Origin of the sequence: Chryseobacterium sp. Leaf201 (assembly GCF_001421435.1) — a bacterium.
In the GTDB taxonomy this organism is placed as follows: Bacteria; Bacteroidota; Bacteroidia; order Flavobacteriales; family Weeksellaceae; genus Chryseobacterium.
This window is the reverse complement of the sequence record NZ_LMKA01000001.1, coordinates 21170-40382: the sequence shown is the minus strand read 5'-3', so window position 1 is coordinate 40382 and position 19213 is coordinate 21170. Positions and strand designations below refer to the sequence as shown.

The following is a 19213-nucleotide window of genomic DNA, read 5'->3' as shown; positions in this document are numbered from 1 at the left end:
AAATAATAAAATTTTACAGGGAAACTGATTATATTTCTTTCAGAATTTTGTAAACCAAATGGGTCGGAAGCCCCATAATGGTATAAAAACTTCCGTTTATTTTACTGATTTTTGCCATTCCGAGCCATTCCTGGATCCCGTAGCTTCCCGCCTTATCAAAAGGCCGGTAATGCTCGATGTAATATTGAATTTCATCATCTGTAATGGTGCTGAATTCTACATCCGCCACATCAGTCTGCGTAATGCTGTGATTTAATGTTTTAATGGTAATCCCCGTATAGACCTGATGGGTTTTTCCGGAAAGCAGCTTCAGTATGTTCCTGGCATCCTCTTCATCCTTCGGTTTCCCGAGAAATTGATTATCAATCGCTACCACGGTATCTGCCGTTAACAGGACTTCGTCTCCTTCCAGTTCCCGGAAGGCTTTTGATTTCAATTCAGAGAGATAAGCTGCAGACTCCCCTGCTGTAATATGCGCGGGAACAATCTCTTCACAATCAATTTTCACCACTTCAAACTCAAACCCTAAACTGGATAACAGCTCTTTTCTCCTGGGAGACTGTGAGGCTAACAATAATTTCATTTTCAAATAATTATACTGATTGTGTATTGTCATCATGCCAGTTTCCCTGCACTTTCATCACCTGTTCGATAACATCGCGTACGGCCCCGCTTCCCCCCTTTTTTGGTGAAATATAGGTGGCAATTTCCTTGATTTCAGGAACGGCATTTTCCGGGCAGGCTGCAACTGCAGAATGTTTCATGATATGAAGATCCGGAATATCATCGCCCATCGTTAAAATCTCTTCATTGGCAAGATTGTATTTCGCTTTAAAATCTTCGAAATCAATCATCTTATCAGGAGATTTAGGATAATAGTCCTCAATTCCCAGATAATTGATCCTGTGTTTTACCATGTCATCATTTCCTCCGGTAATAACCCCGATCAGGTAATTGTTTTTCAAAGCCTTCACTACAGCATAGCCATCCAGCACATTCATTACCCGGCACATATTTCCTCCGGGAAGAAGGTAAACGCTTCCGTCGGTAAAAACACCGTCTACATCAAATACAAATGCTTTTATATTTTTTAGTTTCTCTTTATAGCTCATACATTTTTTGAATAGAATGATTCATTGTTTTATAAATCTCTAGGCTTTCATCCTTCAGTAACTGCTCATGCATTTCCAGAATCCTTTTATCGTTTCTTACGGCTGGACCGGTTTGTGCAGATTTCGGTTCAATTTCATAAATTTTCCGGACGGTTTCACCAATCAGCGGTAAAAAATAATCAAACGGGATCTCCTGGGAATCTGAAATTTCTTTTGCCCTTGAGAAAAGGTGGTTCACAAAATTACAGGCAAAAACTGCAGTCAGATGGATGTATTTTCTTTTTTCATACGTACTTTCCATCACATTTTCAGAAATTGCAGAAGCAAGATCAGATAAAATCTTCATATCCTCTCTGTTTTCAGCCTCAATAAAAAATGGAATATGCTGGTAATCCAGCTTTTTTAATTTTGAAAAAGTCTGTAACGGATACAGGCTCGATTTCCTGTACTCCCCTGCTAAAATATCTGTTGGGAGAGAACCTGAAGTGTGTGCCACAAGACAGTTTTTTTTAGTAATGAGCCGGGAAACATCTCTCACGGAATGATCACTGACGCAGATAATATATAAGTCTGCGTCACTGAGTTTTTTAGTTGAACAAGGGATCCGCAGTTCCCCGGAAATTTTTTCCAGTTCCTGTTCATTCCTGCCGAAAATCTGGGCTACAGGAACAGCGTTGAGTACAAAAGCTTTAGCCAGATGATATGCGACATTTCCGGAACCGATGATTACAGTTTGCATGGAACAAAGATAAGGTTTTCGCTTCAGTTTCAGAAAGAAGTTAACGAAGCAGAATATGAAAGTTGTTTGTCTGAGATGATAGGTGTATGGCAGTATATAATTTCTAACCTAATAAAAAGAAGAAATTTAAATTATGGTTTTTATCTTAATTCAATATGGGTTAAGCTTTGATTTTTAAGCAAATGCCGGTAATGAACCTAATCCGGTGATTTATTTTTAGTTATTTTGAGTGGAGTAATGTGAGGAAGAACAGGATATTTCTTATATTTAGCTCATCTATTGGACTAAAAGTTGAATATCTCATTTAACTTTCAATAATTTTTGTAATCCAAAACAATGAAAGCATCTTATGAAGATTAAGGACGCGGAAATTATTTCGTTGATGCAAAACCCACGGACTCAGGAAAAAGGAGTCCGCGCTCTGATGGATGCTTATCAAAGCAGATTGTATTGGCACATAAGACGGATTATTGTGGATGGGGATCTTGCTCAGGATACTTTGCAGGAAACCTTCATTAAAGCTTATCAGAATTTTCATCAGTTTAAGAATGACAGTCAGCTGTACACCTGGCTGTACAGGATTGCAACCAACGAGGCATTACAGCAGATCAATAAGCTGAAAAGGATGCAGAAAACAGATGAAGACCCGGAATATTACATGCAGAACCTGGTCGCGGATAACACGGAAGGAGATGCAGAAGAGATACAGATCTTACTACAGAACGCCATACAAAGCCTGCCGGAAAAGCAGAAACTGGTATTTATGATGCGGTATTATGATGACCTGCCTTATGAAGAAATATCTAAAATTGTAGATATGTCTGTAGGCACCCTGAAGACAAATTATCATTATGCCAAACAAAAAATAGAAGAACATATTAAAGAAAATTTCGAAAGGTAATTTTTGAAAAAAAGGAAATGAAAGATTTTGATATAGAAAAACTGGAGCGCAAAAACATTTACCGGATGCCTGATTATATGTTTGAAAACATTCAGGAGAAAGTAATGAATGATGTGAAGGCCAATAAAAAAGCGCCGATAATCAAACTGAACTGGGCATATGCCGCAGCGGCATCACTGGCATTGATTTTTGGAGCGACTTTTGTTTTCAATTCCTATAATGAAACATCAGAAGGTTCTAAAGGCACCAAAACCGCTTATGTTGCCGATAATACGGAAAAGAAAACAGAAAGCCAGATCGCTTACGAAACATTGAAATCTGATTTAACTTCTGTAGAAAGTAATAATCAAACAAATGAAAGCGGACAGAGTAAAAGGTCTTTAGCAAAAGAAAATAAAACAGAAAAGGCCTCAACAGGTACAAAAGCCCGGACGGCAAAGCCTGTGTCAAAAGAAAATGAAGCTCAGATGAATGCCTTCCTGGATTCCTTCACAAATTCTGAAATTTCAGAATTGGCAAGTAATTCCACACAGGATGTTTATTTGGATTTATATAATTAATAGGATGATGAAAAAGATATTATTTACGCTTTTTATAATGTATGCTTTTGGTCTGAATGCCCAGAAAACGGATTATGACTGGAAGAAAATGAATCCTAAACAGAGAAAGGAAGTGATTAATAATCTTTCTCCCGAAGAAAGGAAAGCACTTCTTAACGAGTTCAGGAATAATATGGTGATGGACAATCTGAATTTAGATCCGAGCGATAAAAAGGAATTTACGGATATCTATAATGAATATCTGGAAAGCCAGAAGCAGATTAAAAGCCAGTTTAACTCCAATTTCGATGCGGAAACAATGTCTGATGAAGAGGCGAAAGCCAAGCTGCAGCAGAGTTTTGAAGTAGGGCAGAAGCTGTTAGATAATAGAAAAAAATATGCTGATAAGATGCAGCAGATTATTCCTTGCCAGAAGGTCTTGAAGCTGTTTCAGTCTGAGGGGATGATGAGAGAGAAAATGAATGAAAGAAAACCCCGCGGAAATGATAACGCTGCGAAACAGAGGCAAAACCCATAATAGTTTATTTTTTTAATGTTGGACGACCCTTACAATTTATTTGTAAGGGTCGTTTAATTTTAAAACTAATGCTTAGTTTTGAGGAAATTAAAAGATATGAAAAAGATCTTCTTCCTGGTTTTATTTTCAGCTTTTGCATCTGCACAGAAAACTCAGCTCATAGAACTTAGAAACAGTATAAAAGACAGAAACCATCTGGCTAAATCCCTTACATTAATTGATTTGAGAGAAGATAAAAATATAGGAACAGTCTCTCACAGAAAAGAACCGTATGAACTGAAATTTGAAAGTGAGGATCTCGGAAAATTATTTGCAGAATGGTTTTCAGCAGATAATAAAGAGCAGGGGAGCACTGAATATTTTCTTATGCTGGAAGATTTAAAAGCGATTGATATCCCGACCGAAAGAACAGTTATGGCACATCTGGAAATGAAGATGGCTACTTTTTTAAAGAGAAACAATAAATATTATTTTTTAAAAAAATCAAAGGTTTCAAAAGATTATGAGCCGAAAAACCATGCTTACGTCACCAGAGTAATGGCTGCAGGAATCTCAGCGCAGATTGCCAACATAGTTAAGGATTCTTATGACGAAAAAGGGCTGAATGTTCCCATTTCTGAAACAGAGCTTGAAAACTATGAAAAAATAATATCAGAAAGGCTGCCGGCTTACAGCGGGTCTTTTACAGATGGTGTTTATACAGATTACAAATCATTTGCAGAACAGAAACCGGATAAAGAACTTGTGGTAAGAAAGAATACAGAAGGCAGGATTAAAGGGGTAAAAAGAACTGACGGTTATGATAATTTTAAAAGAGACATTTTCGCCGTAGTGGATAATGGGATTGCCTATAAAAGGACCCCGACAACCCTGATAGAACTTGAAAAGGACAATGAAGGGTATTTTATAACAGCATCAGCAGAAGAGATTTTTCCTCCTGACAATACACTTCTCATTGCAGGTACATCAAATGCAGGTGCAATCGGAGGCCTGGTGGCAGCCGTGATAGATATTACCGCAGCAAAAATCCGCAGACAGAATGCAAAATATTACCGGATAGGAATCGACGCGCTTACCGGCGAGTATATTTTACCTGAAGGTTTCAGCAAATCCAGATAATTGTTAAGGCCGGGCGTTTCTGGCAGTCTCCTAATTTAAAACTAATGCTTAATTTTGCGGGAAATTTTAACGATGAGAAATATTATTTTCTTTTTAATGTTTTCGCTTTCGCTGGTTGCACAGAAGGTAGATTATATTAATTTAGACCAGAACATTAAAGATAAAAGGGGACTCACAAAATCGCTGACTTTAATCGATACCAGGGAAACCGGGGAAATTGGCATCCTTTCACCAAAAGGGCAACCGATAGAAGTGAAACTGGCCAATGAAAATTTAAAGGATCATATTGAAAACTGGTTTAACAGGGATAATAAAGACAGGGGGAGCAACGATATTGTCCTGATGCTTGAAGACTTAAAGATATACAATGAACAGGATGAAGGGGAGAAACATCCTTATGCGAAAGCCAGATTGAAAATTTCCAGCTTTATTAAAAGAAACGACCGGTACTATTTTATCAACCGTTTTGATAATGTAATCGTTTCTGATCCTAAAAGGACTGTGAGTGCACCCAATTATCTTGCCCTGCAGATCTCGGATATTATTACTGAGTTCATTAAGACTTCTTATTTATCTTCTGTTTCCGGTAATTCTATTCCTGAAAATGAAATCCGCAATTATGATAACTATCTTAAAAAGAATTACAGTGCATTCAACTTGGAGCTGAAGGATGGTGTTTATAAAAGCTTCAGGCATTTTTATTATCAGGAACCCGATACAGGCTACTTTGCAGATAAAGATAAAAAAGGGAATGTAACGGGAATAAAAAATACAGAAGGGCAGTCTGCAGCATTATCTGATATGTATTGTTATGTTGACAGCGGAAAAGCATACAGGGTTACACCTTCAGGCTTTGCTGAAATGCATAAAGATGCAAAAGGATTCTACATTGTTTCTTCCAGGAAAAAACTGTTAAGCAACAGCAATACTTCTGACGGCATTATTATCGGAGCCATTGCAGCGGGTGGTATCGGAGCTCTGGTAGGAGGAATAATTCATTCTGAACTTAATAAAGGCAACGTAAACGGATTCGGCTACAGGTCTCCGACAGAAATGAACATTTACATTGATGCTTTATCGGGAGCATACGTTTTTGAGAAATAAATTCAGAGTTTTATAAAATTTAAAAATTATTAATGAAAAAAATTATTTTCTTTTTACTGCTTTCAGCATCAATGGCTGCACAGAAAGTGGAGCTTATCAAGTTGAACCAGAATATCAAAGATAAATTCTCACGGACGAAATCGCTTACGGTAATTGATAACAGGACAGACAAAAATCTGGGGACAGTAACCTATAAAGAAGAGCCTGTCCAGATAAAATTTACCAATGAAGATGTAAAAAATTATATCGAATCCTGGTTTGCAGCGGATAATAAAACCAGGGGAAATAATGACATTGCCTTATTGCTGGAAGAAATTACCATTAATGATTTCAAAGAGACAGGGATGGTAAAAGCGAAAGTAAAGATCAGCAGTTTTATCAACAGGAACGGGAAATATTATTTTATTAACCGGTACAACAATACACTGGATTTCAATTCCAAGGTTACGCCTAATATTCCCAAAGCCGTTTCTTCTACAGTTTCAGCCATTTTTTCTACTTTAATCAATGATTCCTATTCCCATATTGCTTTAAGTACGCCGGTACCTGAAGCTGAACTTGCTAATTATGAACCCATTGTAAGTAAAAATATTAAATATCTGAATGCAGCCGAACTTACTGCAGGAGTTTATACGGACTTCAGGTCGTTTTCTTTACAGAAACCTCAGGAAGGATATTATGTAGATAAAAATAAGAAAGGCAGGGTGACAGGTATTAAGAACAGGGAGAACCTTATGGTTTCAGGAGAAGAAATATTCGGATATGTAGAAGACGGAAAAGCATATCGCCTGACACCGGCAGGATTTCTGGAGATGGAAAAAGACGGAAAAGGATATTATGTGGTGTCTTCAAGATTAGAATTATTCCCGCCGCAAAACAACAATGGAGTAATGATCGGAGCGATGATGGGAGGAATGGTTGGTGCACTTATCGGTGCCGCTATTGATTCTTCAGGATCCGCCAGAAGAAGTTCCAATGCTGAACTGTCTAATATTTATATTGATCCGCTTACAGGAGAATATACTTTTTAAAATCAGATCATAATTTACTATTTTAACATATTCCGGAATTGTAGTAATCTGAATGATAGAAAATACAAGAGAGACATTTTTGTCTCTCTTGTATTTTATTTTTTATCCGTAGAATAGGAATAAGGAAAATCCTTTTCATCAGTTCTCCGGTTTTTATCAGGCTTATTATCCATATCAAATTTTAAGATTCCTCCTTTCATTAATTCAGAATGGCTCAACCAGTTTTTAGAGTAGGCTTTTCCGTTCAGCTTCAGTGCTTTTACATAACGGTTTTCGCTGCTGTTATTCTCAGCTTTAATCTCAATTTTTTTACCGTTTTCCAGATGAAGGATTGCTTTTTTAAACAAAGGTGCTCCCAGAACATACTGGTCTGTTGCCGGCGTAACCGGGTAAAAACCCAGTGCAGAAAAAATATACCATGCAGAAGTCTGCCCGTTGTCTTCATCACCACAATATCCGTCCGGAGTAGGCTGATACAGGCGGTTCATCGTTTCGCGGACCCAATACTGCGTTTTCCATGGTTCTCCCGAATAATTGTACAGATAAATGATATGCTGTGCCGGCTGGTTTCCGTGCGCGTACTGTCCCATGTCTGCATTCACCATTTCCTGGATTTCATGAATGGTGGAGCCGTAATAGCTGTTATCAAAAACAGGAGGCAGTTCAAAAATCTGATCCAGTTTTTTTGAAAACTCTTTTCTTCCGCCCATGAGCTTTGCCAAGCCTTCAATATCCTGGAAAACCGACCATGTATAATGCCAGGAATTTCCTTCCGTAAATGCATCGCCCCATTTAAAAGGATTGAATGGTGCCTGAAAACTCCCGTCCTGATTTCTTCCACGGGCTAATTTTGCTTCCGGATCAATAACTTTCTGGAAATTTTGGGAACGTCTGTAATATTCTTTCCATTCAGATTCGGGTTTTCCGAGTGCTTTCCCCAATTGGGCAATCGCGAAATCATCGTAAGCATATTCCAATGTGCGCGCAGCATTTTCATTGATTTTCACATCATAAGGAACGTAACCCAGCTTTTTATAATATTCAATTCCCAGCCGTCCCGTTGCCTGAGGGCCTTCATTATTGGCTCCGTGAAGCAATGCCTGGTACAGTGTTTCAATATCATAGCCCCGCAGGCCCTTAAGATAGGCATCGGCTACTACAGAAGCAGAATTGTTTCCGATCATAATATCAGAATAGGAGGGGCTTGACCATTCCGGCAGCCAGCCACCTTCTTTGTAATCATTGATTAAGCCTTTCTGCATTTCGACATTGATGTCCGGATAAACCAAGTTAAGGAAAGGATAGAGCGCCCTGAACGTATCCCAGAAACCGGTTCCTGCAAAGCGGTATCCCGCCTCTGTTTTACCTGAATACGGGCTGTAATGGACGACTTCTCCGGTTTTGTTTATCTCATACATTTTATGCGGGAAGCAAAGCATTCTGTACAGGCAGGAATAAAAAGTCCGCATCTGGTCAATGGTGCCGCCTGCCACTTCAACCCGTTTTAATTTTTCATTCCATGCTGCTTTTGCTTTTTTAAATGTATCATCAAATGAATCTTTATTCAGTTCCCGCTGTAAATTTAATTCTGCCTGTTCCGGGCTGATGAAAGAAGAAGCAATTCTTAAATTCACTTTTTCACCTTTCTCAGTGGCAAAGCCGACAACAGCCCCGCAGTGATCTCCGGTAATTTCCAACGCATCTTTCACAAAGTCTTTGTCTTTCCAGGTGGAATATTTCTTGAAAGGCTTATCAGCATAAATCACAAAATAATTCTTAAAGCCCACCAGCTTTCCACGGGAATATTTTGTTGAATAGCCCGTGATTTTATTCTGGGACGGGATAATGGTAATGCCCGAACCTTTATCAAATGCATCAACAACAAACCAGGAATCAGGAGAATCAGGATAGGTCAGGCGCATCTGGGCCGCTCTTTCAGTCGGGGTAATTTCCGCTGTTATATTATGGTCGGCCAGGTAAACACTATAATAATAAGGTTTTGAAACCTCGGATTTATGGGAAAACCAGCTTGCCCGTTCATCTTCACTGAACCGCATTTTTCCTGTTACCGGCATAATGGAAAACATGCCGTAATCATTCATCCAGGGAGAAGGCTGGTGCGTTTGTTTGATCCCGCGGATTTTATCGGTATCATACGTATATTGCCAACCGTTTCCGTTCTTTCCGGTTTGTGGTGTCCAGAGATTCATCCCGTGAGGAACCGCAACGGCAGGATATGTATTCCCATTGGAGAGGGAAGGCTTCGAAAGGGTACCGATTAACGGGTTGACAAATTCTTCAGGATTTTCCGGTGCTTTTTCCACCCACTGCGACTTCAGGTGAGTCAGTGATATGATTAGAAGGAGTAAAAGAACTTTTTTCATACGTAAAAGTAGATTTTGGCTTTCTGTAAAGTTTTTCAATGTGAAAAGTTAAAAATTTTATTTAGAATAGAAGTGTACTTTGATTTCCCAAAATATACAATCTGTCATTCTGAATAACTTTAACAATAAGAATTCCCCTCCTCTGGAGAAAATTCTTTAGAATTTTTGACGGGGTGGTTTTAACAAGTGAATTTTGCTTCGCAAGTGAATAATCAATTGTCAATTATATAAAACTCACAATTCACTTTGTACTGCCGCACCCCTGGCCGCAATAGAAACGGTTACCCCACAGCAAGGATGGGTTAAGCTCCGGCGCGAGGCGTAAAAGTGGATAGCGGGAAACAGCTTCTGAATTTAATTTTTACCCGATAAAATAAGAATCAGAAATTCTCTTGCATTTTCTTATCTTTGCCAATTACAAGGTTCTTAAATGAAAAACATACGAAATTTTTGCATAATCGCCCATATTGACCACGGTAAAAGTACTTTGGCAGACCGCCTGTTGGAATATACCAATACGGTAACCCAAAGAGAACTGCAGTCTCAGACACTGGATGATATGGATCTGGAAAAAGAACGCGGGATTACCATCAAATCCCATGCGATCCAGATGGATTATGAATACAAAGGAGAAAAATATATCCTAAACCTGATTGATACCCCGGGACACGTAGATTTCTCTTACGAGGTTTCCCGTTCCATTGCAGCCTGTGAAGGCGCGCTTCTTATTGTAGATGCGGCACAGAGCATTCAGGCGCAAACCATCAGTAATTTATATCTGGCATTGGAAAACGATCTGGAAATTATTCCGATTCTTAATAAAATCGATCTTCCTTCTGCAAATCCGGAAGAAGTTACCGACGAAATCGTTGGTCTTTTAGGATGCAAACCGGAAGATGTGCTCAGGGTTTCCGGTAAAACAGGAGAGGGCGTTCATGATCTGTTAGAGCAGATTGTAAACAGGATTCCGGCTCCGGTAGGAAATCCCGACGGTCCGTTACAGGCTCTGATCTTTGACTCGGTCTATAACCCTTTCAGAGGAATTGAAGCTTATTTTAAAGTGGTAAACGGAAGTATTTCTAAAAACGAAAAGATTAAATTCTTCGCAACAGGAAAAGAATACGGGGCAGATGAAGTAGGTACGCTTAAATTAAAGCAGGTTCCGAAAAAGAAGATTGAATGCGGAGATGTAGGCTACATTATTTCCGGGATTAAGGATGCGAGAGAAGTAAAAGTAGGAGATACCATTACTTCATTTGAAAACCCAGCTACCGAAGCAATTGACGGATTTGAAGAAGTGAAGCCGATGGTTTTCGCCGGGATTTACCCGATTGATTCTGAAGATTTCGAAGAGCTGAGGTTCTCTCTGGAAAAGCTGAGGCTAAATGATGCTTCCCTTGTTTTTGAGCCGGAAAGTTCTGCTGCCCTCGGTTTTGGGTTCCGTTGCGGATTCCTGGGAATGCTTCACATGGAAATTGTGCAGGAACGTCTTGACAGGGAGTTTAATATGAATGTTATTACCACGGTGCCCAACGTTTCATACCACGGATATTCAAAAAGAGAGCCTGACACCACAATTTTGATCAACAACCCATCTGAAATGATTGACCCGAATCTTTTAGACAGAGTGGAAGAGCCTTACATTAAAGCATCTATTATTACCAAATCTGATTTCGTAGGTGCCGTAATGACGCTTTGTATCGAGAAAAGAGGTGAGATTGTCAACCAGAGTTATTTAACGGCAGACAGGGTAGAATTAACATTCAATATGCCTCTGGCAGAAGTGGTCTTCGACTTTTATGACCGCCTTAAATCAATCTCCAAAGGATATGCCTCATTTGATTATTCACCGATCGGGATGCGTTCTTCCAAACTGGTAAAAATGGATATCCTGATTAATGGGGATATGGTAGATGCATTATCTTCACTGATCCACGACAGCAATGCCTATTATATCGGTAAGAAAATGTGTGAAAAGCTCCGTGAGCTGATCCCGAGACAGCAGTTTGATATTGCAGTTCAGGCAGCACTGGGGGCCAAAGTAATCGCCAGGGAAACCATCAAGGCATTAAGAAAAGACGTTACCGCAAAATGTTACGGAGGAGATATTTCCAGAAAACGTAAACTTTTGGAAAAGCAGAAAGAAGGTAAAAAGAAAATGAAGCAGATTGGTAGGGTAGAAGTCCCTCAATCGGCATTCATGGCTGTATTAAAGCTGAATGATTAAAAATATAAACCGCTTCACTGAAGCGGTTTTTTTATGTTTATGATCCTAATTATTTTTTAAACAGAATCTAAGTCGTAATTTTGTGTATTCACAACGCAAATTAAGACAATGAAGCCTTCAAAGAAATTACAGGATATAAAAGTAGCGGTAGATGCCGTAATTTTCGGATATTTTGATAAAAAGGATTTACAGATCCTGCTGATCAAAAGGAAAATTGATCCTTTCAAAGGAGGATGGGCCCTTCCTGGAGGCCTGGTTCTGGATGATGAAAACCTGGATGATGCCGTAAAAAGAGAACTGCATGAAGAAGCCGGCATAAAACCCGATTTTCTGGAGCAGCTGTATACCTTTGGCAATGTGGGCCGGGATCCGCGGAACCGTGTGGTTTCCGTAGCGTACCTGGGCCTTGTGAATCCTTCCTATCACGAACTGTTTGCCGATTCAGATGCTGATGATGCCCAGTGGTTCAGTGTCAATCAGCTTCCCAAGCTGGCTTTTGATCACCAGTCTATTATTGATATTGCCCTGAAAAGGCTCCGCACAAAAATCCAGTACCAGCCGATCGGCTTTAACCTCCTTAATGAGGAATTTCCGTTTTCAGACCTGGAAAACCTTTACAAAACCATCATCGGACAGGAAATCGACCGCCGGAATTTCCGTAAGAAAATCATGAGTTACGGGCTTCTGAATGAGACGGCAAATGTTAAAAAAGAAGGCAGCGGGAGACCCGGAAAACTGTTCACCTTCAATCAGGATAAATATAAAGAGCTTGAAGAAGCCGGTTTCTACTTCGAGATCAAATAAATTTTTACTACTGAAAATCAATACTTTAATTTTATTAGCGTAAAATAAACACAAATAGATTTGGCTGATAAAAATATATTCTTTTAAATTTGTGTAAAAATAACGCAATGTGAAATATATACTACAGGATATTATTGAACGGTTCCGAAACAGAGAAAAACTGCCGTTTCTTTTCTTTTGGGGACATACCGTAAAGGATGAGGTGACAAAAGCCTGCTTCAGCCAGTGGTTCCCGGCGGCGTTTGAAGAAAATGGAACTATTTACAAAACTGCAGAACATTACATGATGGCAGGAAAAGCAGAATTGTTTGATGATCATGAAACTTTAAAGGAAATCATACATGCGGAATCTCCCAATCAGGTAAAAAGCCTGGGAAGAAAAGTTAAGAATTTTGATCCTCAGCTTTGGGACAGGCACAAATATCAAATTGTAAAGCAGGGAAACCTTCTGAAGTTCTCACAGCATCAGTCTTTGAAAACATTTCTTCTGTCAACGGAGGATAAGATTTTGGTAGAAGCCAGTCCGTATGATACCGTTTGGGGAATCGGGATGCCTGAGACAGATCCAAGAGCAGAAAACCCATTGCAGTGGAATGGTGAGAATCTTTTAGGATTTGCATTAATGGAAGTCAGGGATGAATTGAAAGGATAGAAGCACAATACATAACCAAACACACAATTATTCAGTATGGAAAAGACAGAACTGCACCCACAAATCTTTCTGATCGAAGATTTTCTTACGCCTCAGGAATGTGATCATTACATTGAATTGACACATGGGCAGGTTTTTGAGGAAGCCAAAATCAATATGCACGGCCGGCAGCTGATGAATAAAGGGGTCCGGGATAATGAGAGGCTGATAGTTTTTGATGCAAACTTAGCGGAAACACTTTTCAGAAAAGCATCTGAATTTCTTCCGCAGCAGCACGAAGATTACAGGATTCTGGATTTCAATGAAATGTTCAGGATTTATAAATATTCTCCGGGACAGAGATTTAAGATGCACCGTGACGGAAGTTATATCAGAAATGAATATGAGAAGAGTTTTTATACCTTTATGATCTATTTGAACGATGATTTTGAAGGCGGGGAAACAGAATTTGAAAACCTGTTCACAGTAGCTCCGAAGAAAGGATCTGCATTGGTTTTCTACCATCCGTTAAGACACGAAGGAAAAACGCTGATCAGCGGATTAAAGTACGTATTGAGAACAGACGTAATGTACAGTAGAGTATAATCTGTTTAAATACAGGTAAAATTATGTCATTTTCAATTAGCGTAAATATAACACAAATAGTAACTTAAAACCTAAAGCTATGTTCGGTTTCAGACACATCAAATTCGATTCAATGACCTACGTGATTCATTTCAGCAACGGGAAAATCGTCAAAGAAGGAAGAGGCTTGTCTTTCTTTTACTTCGCGCCGGATTCTTCCATTGTTGCGATTCCGATGGGGAGCAATGACCTGCCGTTTATTTTTAATGAAAACACGCTGGATTATCAGACAGTAAAAATCCAGGGACAGATCAGCTATAAAATTACTGATCCGAAGGCACTTTCCAATACGCTGGACTTTACCGTAAATGAGGCAGGGGTATATAAGAAAAATGATATGGAAAAGCTGAACCAGAGGATCATCAACCTGGCACAGACTTCCACCTCTTCTTTTATCCATGAGCTGAGTTTAAAAGATGCCATCCGTTCTGCAAAGCAGATCGAAGCCAACATTCTGGAAGGGCTGATGGCTTCGGAAGCCGTAAAAACCATGGGCATCGAAATTATGGGAGCCAATATCCTGGCGGTTCAGACCACTCCTGAAATGGCAAGGGCGCTGGAAACCGAAACAAGGGAAAAGCTCCAGCAGCAGGCTGACGAAGCCATTTATGAAAGAAGGAATTTTGCTGTGGAACAGGAAAGGAAAATCAAGGAATCCGAACTGAATACCGAAATTGCCGTAGAGGAAAAGCAAAAGCAGATTGAAGAAAAAAGGATGGAGACCGAAGTGCAGCAGGAAGAAAACAACAGGATCCTCCGGGAAATGAAAATTGTTGCCGATATCTCTGTTGAAAGCCAAAGAAAACAGCTGATTGAACAGAAAACGGAAAATGACAGGAAGGAAGCAGAAACCCAGGGATATATTCTGGAAACGTCTCTTAAACCGTATAAAGAAATCGACTGGAAAATACTGAATGCTTTAAGCGGAAAACAGGATGCAAAAAACAACATCGCCTTAGCCTTCAGGGAACTGGCTGAAAATGCAGGGAAAATAGGCAACCTTAACATCAGCCCTGACCTTTTGGAAACTATTCTGAAACACTAAGGAGAAAAAAGAGGCCGGAAACAATGGGTCGTTGAATTAAAAAGAAGAGTCATGAAAATAGAATATGCCATTATCATTAAAAACAAAACCAGGCTTGAATCTCTTACCGAACGCTTCAATACCAAAGCGCAGGCTCGGTTTTATATTGAAAGTTCAGGAGGGAATTTCCAGGAATACATTGATGAACATGAACAGTTCTGCCGTTCGTTTCTTGAAATTCAGACCGGACTTTCCAAAGTGATTAAAAATAAAGTGGTTGAAAGAGAGTTTGTGCCTTCCTATATTTTTTCTGATAATAACCTGATTGTTGTCGTCGGGCAGGACGGATTGGTGGCCAATGTTGCCAAATATTCCAGGCATATCCCGATAATCGCCATCAATCCTGATGAAAAAAGGTATGATGGTGTCCTGCTCCCCTTCACCGTAAAAAACTTTATGAAAGGAGTGTATTCTGTTGTCAACGAAAATTTTAGTTCAAAGAGGATGCGGTTTGCTGAAGCTGTACTTAATGACGGACAAAAACTATTAGCGGTAAATGACCTGTTCATCGGGATTTCCTCTCATGCTTCGGCAAGGTACAGGATCACGCTGAACGGAAAAGAAGAAACCCACTCTTCCAGCGGGATTATTGTCTCTACAAAGACGGGAAGTACAGGCTGGCTAAGTTCCATTTTTAATATGGTGTCCGGAATTTCAGGCATCACCAATCCCGGATATCCGGAGCTGAATGAAGATGACCTGTATTTTGCGGTAAGGGAACCTTTCAAAAGCATCCGGACACAAACTGGAATCTGCGGCGGTATGCTGAAAAAAGGCAGCACGCTGGTCATAGAATCGTTAATGCCGAATAATGGTTTTATATTTAGTGACGGAATTGAACAGGACTTCCTGCAGTTCAACAGCGGTGCCACAGCAGAAATAAAGCTTTCCGAAGAGGAAGCGGTTTTGGTAATATAAAAATAATAACCATGAAAACGATTACATATTTAAAAGGTGATGCAACAAACCCTCAGGTTGAAGGAAATAAAATCATTACTCATATTTGCAATAATATCGGAGGCTGGGGAAAAGGTTTCGTTTTAGCCATTTCGAAAAGGTGGAAAAAACCGGAAAGTGAATACAGAAAATGGTCTGAATGCAGGTATTCATATGCCAAGGATCGGCTGCGGTTTGGCAGGAGGAAAGTGGGAAGAAATCGAGCCTATTATCGAAAGGACATTATTAAGCAATAATGTGGAAGTATATGTTTATGATTTTGAATAAATAAAATAAAATTAAACCATGAAAACAATAACACTATACAGGCCGGTAGGCGAAAAGGAAATGATGCTTATTATTGCAGGCCATTACAGAAAATTTCCTCCGAGACTGGAGTGGCAGCCTATTTTCTATCCCGTTCTGGATGAAGACTATGCTTCCGAAATTGCTGAAAAATGGAACACCCGTGATGAAGCAGGAAATTATCTCGGTTTTGTAACCAGATTTGAAGTATTGAAAGATGAAACAGATAAATACCAGGTGCAGAATGTCGGAGCAAGGAATCATAATGAACTCTGGGTTCCTTCAGAAGAGCTGGAAGCTTTCAATCAGGCCATTGTGGGAAGTATTGAAGTGGTTAAAGTATTCATAGGGAAAGAATTTAAAAAGCCTTCCGATACTGAGATCGAAAATTTATTATTAAACATTAAAAAGTTAACAATGACAAATAAAGGAATGGCAAAAGATACATTAGACATCTTAGCCAAGAAATATTATATAAACGAAAACAACGAAAAAATAAATATAGAAAACGAACTGGAAATCTCTAAAAAAGAAACCGTATTGTTTTCATCTGAAGAACTTTCGGAAATGAAGAAAAATGAACTTCCGAAAGCCGATTTTGAAACAACATTTGAAACTTGGAACTGCAGTTCATTAAAAGCAATTTTAAAATTAGCCGAAGAAGAAAATCAGGAAAAATTAATGTGTCTGAATTTCGCATCAGCAAAAAATCCGGGCGGTGGTTTTATTAATGGCGCGGAAGCACAGGAAGAAAGCCTGGCAAGGACTTCAGGATTGTACGAATCATTGCTTAAAGGCTGGACATATTATGAAACCCATCGGGCAATGGAGTCCTGCTTCTACACCGATACAATGATTTATAGCCCGAAAGTTCCGGTTTTCAGGAAAGACAAAGGAGAACTTCTGGCAAAACCTGTTCTGTGCAATTTCATTACTTCTCCGGCAGTAAATGCAGGTGTGGTAAAACGCCAGGAACCGGAAAGAGTGAGTGAGATTTTCGGAGCAATGGATGTGAGAATTGATAAAATGCTGTCTTTAGCTTTACATCAAGGAAACGAAACATTGATTTTAGGAGCTTGGGGATGTGGAGTTTTTAAAAATGATCCAAAAGAAATTGCTGAATTATTCAAGAAACACCTTCAAGGGAACTATAAAAATAAATTTAAAAGGGTGGTTTTTGCAGTTTTGACGAAGAAAGAGGAAATGATAAAACCTTTTGAAGAAATACAATGAAAGTTACAAGAGAAGAAGCCACTGTAGAAATTTTAGAACTACTTTTAAAATTAAGGCATCTATTAGAAAATACAGATTATTATATTCAGTACCCGGAAAGGTTACTGCCATCTATACAGGTGAGATATAAAAGGGTTTTTGCATATTTCGCATGTTTGAACATCCCGATAAAAGATATCAGAGATTTTTACAATCTGGAGTTTATTGCTGATTTTAAAGATTACCGATTCTCAGAAGAAGTTATTGATACAGTAAACTCTGGAATTGAAAACTTTTATAAGACAGAGGACATCAAAAGCAGTAATCTTAAAGAAATTGTCAGCAGGATCATTCAATTTAGAAGAAGTTATATTGAAATATTAGAAGGCTTTTTTGGAGGTATGCGAATCATGGGCGCCCCCTCTGTCGAAGAAAGGGTTTCTAAAACTTTTATTATTGAAAGTATAAAAGATATTGACACGCTTGTTGGAAGACTAGATAAAATAATCAGTTATTTACTGTTTCCCCAAACACAAGAGTTTGATATAAATCTTCTGGTTGAAAAATATAACTTTCCTTTAGAAGATTATAAGGCGCTCGATAAAAAAGAATGGGATGAATATTATGAAGGAATTTAAACTTAAAAAATATAAAGAGCAGCTACAGGATTGGCCACAGCAAGGGCATCATATCATGGCTCAGTATGATGATGAGAAAATCATTGTCTATCAGTCTTACCGGAAAGAGATTGGCGAATTTGCCGTTAAAAATCAATATTTTGGCGGGGCCTTCAGTCTGGAAAGAATGACCTGGATCAAACCGAACTTTCTTTGGATGATGTACCGGAACGGATGGGGAACAAAGGAGGATCAGGAATATGTTCTGGCAATTCATTTAAAAATGGAAGCCTTTAAAAAATATCTGGAAAATGCCGTTTATTCTTCATACAGCAGCAGATTGGAAATTTCCGGGGAGGAATGGAAGCATCAGGTAAAAGAATCTTCTGTAAGGTTGCAATGGGATCCGGATCATGATCCTTCCGGAAGAAAATTAGAAAGAAAAGCAGTTCAGATAGGTTTGAGAAATGATTTCATTACATCTTTTGCTCGGGAAGATATTATTTCAATTCATGATATTTCAGATTTTGTAAAAGAACAGCATCAGTTTGTACTGAATAATGATCCGGATTCTCTGATGCTGCCTGAAGAAAAACCGTTGCTTTTTGATGATGAATGTTTAAACAGGAAATTAAATTTAAACTAAAAATAAATGATGAACATTGAATTGATCAAAGGTGACATCACCAAAATAAAAGCAGATGCAATCGTGAATGCAGCCAATTCATCCTTACTTGGCGGAGGTGGTGTTGATGGTGCGATCCATCGGGCAGGAGGCCCGCAGATTCTGGAAGAATGCAGGGAAATCAGAAATAAACAGGGGAAATGCAACACCGGAGAAGCTGTGGTAACGACGGCAGGAAATCTTCCGGCAAAATATGTGATTCACACGGTGGGCCCGGTTTGGAATGGTGATCAAGAGAAATGTTCAGCATTATTGGCAGATTGCTATAAAAACTCTTTAATACTGGCTGAAAGCCTTGGGATCAATACAATTGCTTTCCCCAATATCAGTACAGGAGTTTACAGGTTTCCAAAGCAACTGGCCGGGAAAATTGCTGTTGATGAGATAAAAAACTTCAAATCAGATGTCATACAAAAAGTTATTTTTGTCTGTTTTGATGATGAAAATGAAGAAATTTATAAAAACGTATTGAAAACCAGTAATGAATAACAATGTAATATTGATCTCTTTGATGAGTGAAACGCCTTCCTCAATTTATTATTAACCTGTCAGAATCGATAAAACTTCGTTTTGCAAGTCTTAAAATAATTAGTCTTAAA

The 19213-nt window shown here is 38.9% G+C and carries 20 protein-coding genes and 1 pseudogene; 17 read left to right on the top strand and 4 right to left on the bottom strand.

Annotation, left to right across the window (positions count from 1 at the left end):
* Positions 1-28: 28 nt before the first annotated feature.
* From ASE55_RS00205 to ASE55_RS00195, 3 genes are read right to left on the bottom strand one after another with little or no spacing between them, the layout of a single operon-like run.
* Positions 29-583 carry a Maf family protein gene (locus tag ASE55_RS00205; protein ID WP_056213868.1) on the bottom strand — a complete coding sequence of 185 codons (555 nt, stop codon included), beginning with the start codon at positions 581-583 and terminating at the stop codon, positions 29-31.
* 10 nt (positions 584-593) lie between these two features.
* Positions 594-1112, bottom strand: coding sequence for a KdsC family phosphatase (locus ASE55_RS00200; protein ID WP_056213866.1), 519 nt, complete (start codon positions 1110-1112; stop codon positions 594-596).
* Positions 1102-1851 (bottom strand): Rossmann-like and DUF2520 domain-containing protein, encoded by a 750-nt coding sequence (locus ASE55_RS00195; protein WP_056213861.1) that lies wholly within the window; start codon positions 1849-1851, stop codon positions 1102-1104. Before ASE55_RS00195 ends, ASE55_RS00200 begins: the two co-directional genes overlap by 11 nt.
* Before the next feature lie 349 nt (positions 1852-2200).
* On the opposite strand from ASE55_RS00195, the gene ASE55_RS00190 reads away from it, so the two are divergent.
* The 6 genes from ASE55_RS00190 (at position 2201) to ASE55_RS00165 (ending at position 7083) form a co-directional block, all read left to right on the top strand.
* Positions 2201-2752 (top strand): RNA polymerase sigma factor, encoded by a 552-nt coding sequence (locus tag ASE55_RS00190; RefSeq protein ID WP_056213859.1) that lies wholly within the window; start codon positions 2201-2203, stop codon positions 2750-2752.
* 17 nt (positions 2753-2769) lie between these two features.
* Positions 2770-3312: a hypothetical protein gene (locus ASE55_RS00185; protein ID WP_056213856.1), complete on the top strand. Its 543-nt coding sequence runs from the start codon at positions 2770-2772 to the stop codon at positions 3310-3312.
* A gap of 7 nt (positions 3313-3319) precedes the next feature.
* Positions 3320-3829, top strand: a complete 510-nt coding sequence (locus ASE55_RS00180) for a hypothetical protein (protein ID WP_056214569.1) — start codon at positions 3320-3322, stop codon at positions 3827-3829.
* A 96-nt stretch (positions 3830-3925) separates the two neighbouring features.
* Positions 3926-4948 carry a hypothetical protein gene (locus ASE55_RS00175; protein WP_128414465.1) on the top strand — a complete coding sequence of 341 codons (1023 nt, stop codon included), beginning with the start codon at positions 3926-3928 and terminating at the stop codon, positions 4946-4948.
* A 72-nt stretch (positions 4949-5020) separates the two neighbouring features.
* Positions 5021-6052, top strand: a complete 1032-nt coding sequence (locus tag ASE55_RS00170) for a hypothetical protein (RefSeq protein ID WP_056213850.1) — start codon at positions 5021-5023, stop codon at positions 6050-6052.
* 32 nt (positions 6053-6084) lie between these two features.
* The gene (locus ASE55_RS00165) at positions 6085-7083 is read left to right on the top strand and encodes a hypothetical protein (RefSeq protein WP_056213847.1); all 999 of its coding nucleotides are present in this window, start codon (positions 6085-6087) and stop codon (positions 7081-7083) included.
* Positions 7084-7178: 95 nt separating this feature from the next.
* Here ASE55_RS00165 and ASE55_RS00160 read toward each other — a convergent pair whose 3' ends face one another.
* Positions 7179-9467, bottom strand: a complete 2289-nt coding sequence (locus ASE55_RS00160; protein WP_056213845.1) for a GH92 family glycosyl hydrolase — start codon at positions 9465-9467, stop codon at positions 7179-7181.
* A 430-nt stretch (positions 9468-9897) separates the two neighbouring features.
* Between ASE55_RS00160 and lepA the strand changes: the two genes are divergently transcribed.
* The 11 genes and pseudogenes from lepA to ASE55_RS00100 all read left to right on the top strand — a co-directional run bounded on the left by lepA (position 9898) and on the right by ASE55_RS00100 (position 19103).
* Positions 9898-11694, top strand: a complete 1797-nt coding sequence (gene lepA / locus ASE55_RS00155; protein ID WP_056213842.1) for a translation elongation factor 4 — start codon at positions 9898-9900, stop codon at positions 11692-11694.
* Positions 11695-11802: 108 nt separating this feature from the next.
* Positions 11803-12498, top strand: coding sequence for an NUDIX hydrolase (locus ASE55_RS00150; RefSeq protein ID WP_056213839.1), 696 nt, complete (start codon positions 11803-11805; stop codon positions 12496-12498).
* A 109-nt stretch (positions 12499-12607) separates the two neighbouring features.
* On the top strand, positions 12608-13150 hold the full coding sequence (locus tag ASE55_RS00145) for an NADAR family protein (RefSeq protein WP_056213835.1): 543 nt from the start codon (positions 12608-12610) through the stop codon (positions 13148-13150).
* A gap of 36 nt (positions 13151-13186) precedes the next feature.
* The gene (locus ASE55_RS00140) at positions 13187-13735 is read left to right on the top strand and encodes a 2OG-Fe(II) oxygenase (RefSeq protein WP_056213832.1); all 549 of its coding nucleotides are present in this window, start codon (positions 13187-13189) and stop codon (positions 13733-13735) included.
* A gap of 79 nt (positions 13736-13814) precedes the next feature.
* A complete protein-coding gene (locus ASE55_RS00135; RefSeq protein ID WP_056213829.1) occupies positions 13815-14819 on the top strand; it encodes an SPFH domain-containing protein in 1005 nt (334 codons plus the stop codon).
* A gap of 51 nt (positions 14820-14870) precedes the next feature.
* The gene (locus ASE55_RS00130; protein WP_056213826.1) at positions 14871-15776 is read left to right on the top strand and encodes an NAD(+)/NADH kinase; all 906 of its coding nucleotides are present in this window, start codon (positions 14871-14873) and stop codon (positions 15774-15776) included.
* An 11-nt stretch (positions 15777-15787) separates the two neighbouring features.
* Positions 15788-16082 (top strand): annotated as a pseudogene (locus tag ASE55_RS00125) (hypothetical protein).
* A gap of 18 nt (positions 16083-16100) precedes the next feature.
* Positions 16101-17333, top strand: coding sequence for a TIGR02452 family protein (locus ASE55_RS00115; protein WP_238584958.1), 1233 nt, complete (start codon positions 16101-16103; stop codon positions 17331-17333).
* The gene (locus ASE55_RS00110; protein WP_056213820.1) at positions 17330-17950 is read left to right on the top strand and encodes a hypothetical protein; all 621 of its coding nucleotides are present in this window, start codon (positions 17330-17332) and stop codon (positions 17948-17950) included. Before ASE55_RS00115 ends, ASE55_RS00110 begins: the two co-directional genes overlap by 4 nt.
* Positions 17937-18575 (top strand): DUF4291 domain-containing protein, encoded by a 639-nt coding sequence (locus tag ASE55_RS00105; protein WP_238584957.1) that lies wholly within the window; start codon positions 17937-17939, stop codon positions 18573-18575. The genes ASE55_RS00110 and ASE55_RS00105 overlap by 14 nt, the downstream gene beginning before the upstream one ends.
* Before the next feature lie 6 nt (positions 18576-18581).
* On the top strand, positions 18582-19103 hold the full coding sequence (locus ASE55_RS00100) for an O-acetyl-ADP-ribose deacetylase (RefSeq protein WP_202967097.1): 522 nt from the start codon (positions 18582-18584) through the stop codon (positions 19101-19103).
* The last annotated feature ends 110 nt before the right edge of the window (positions 19104-19213 follow it).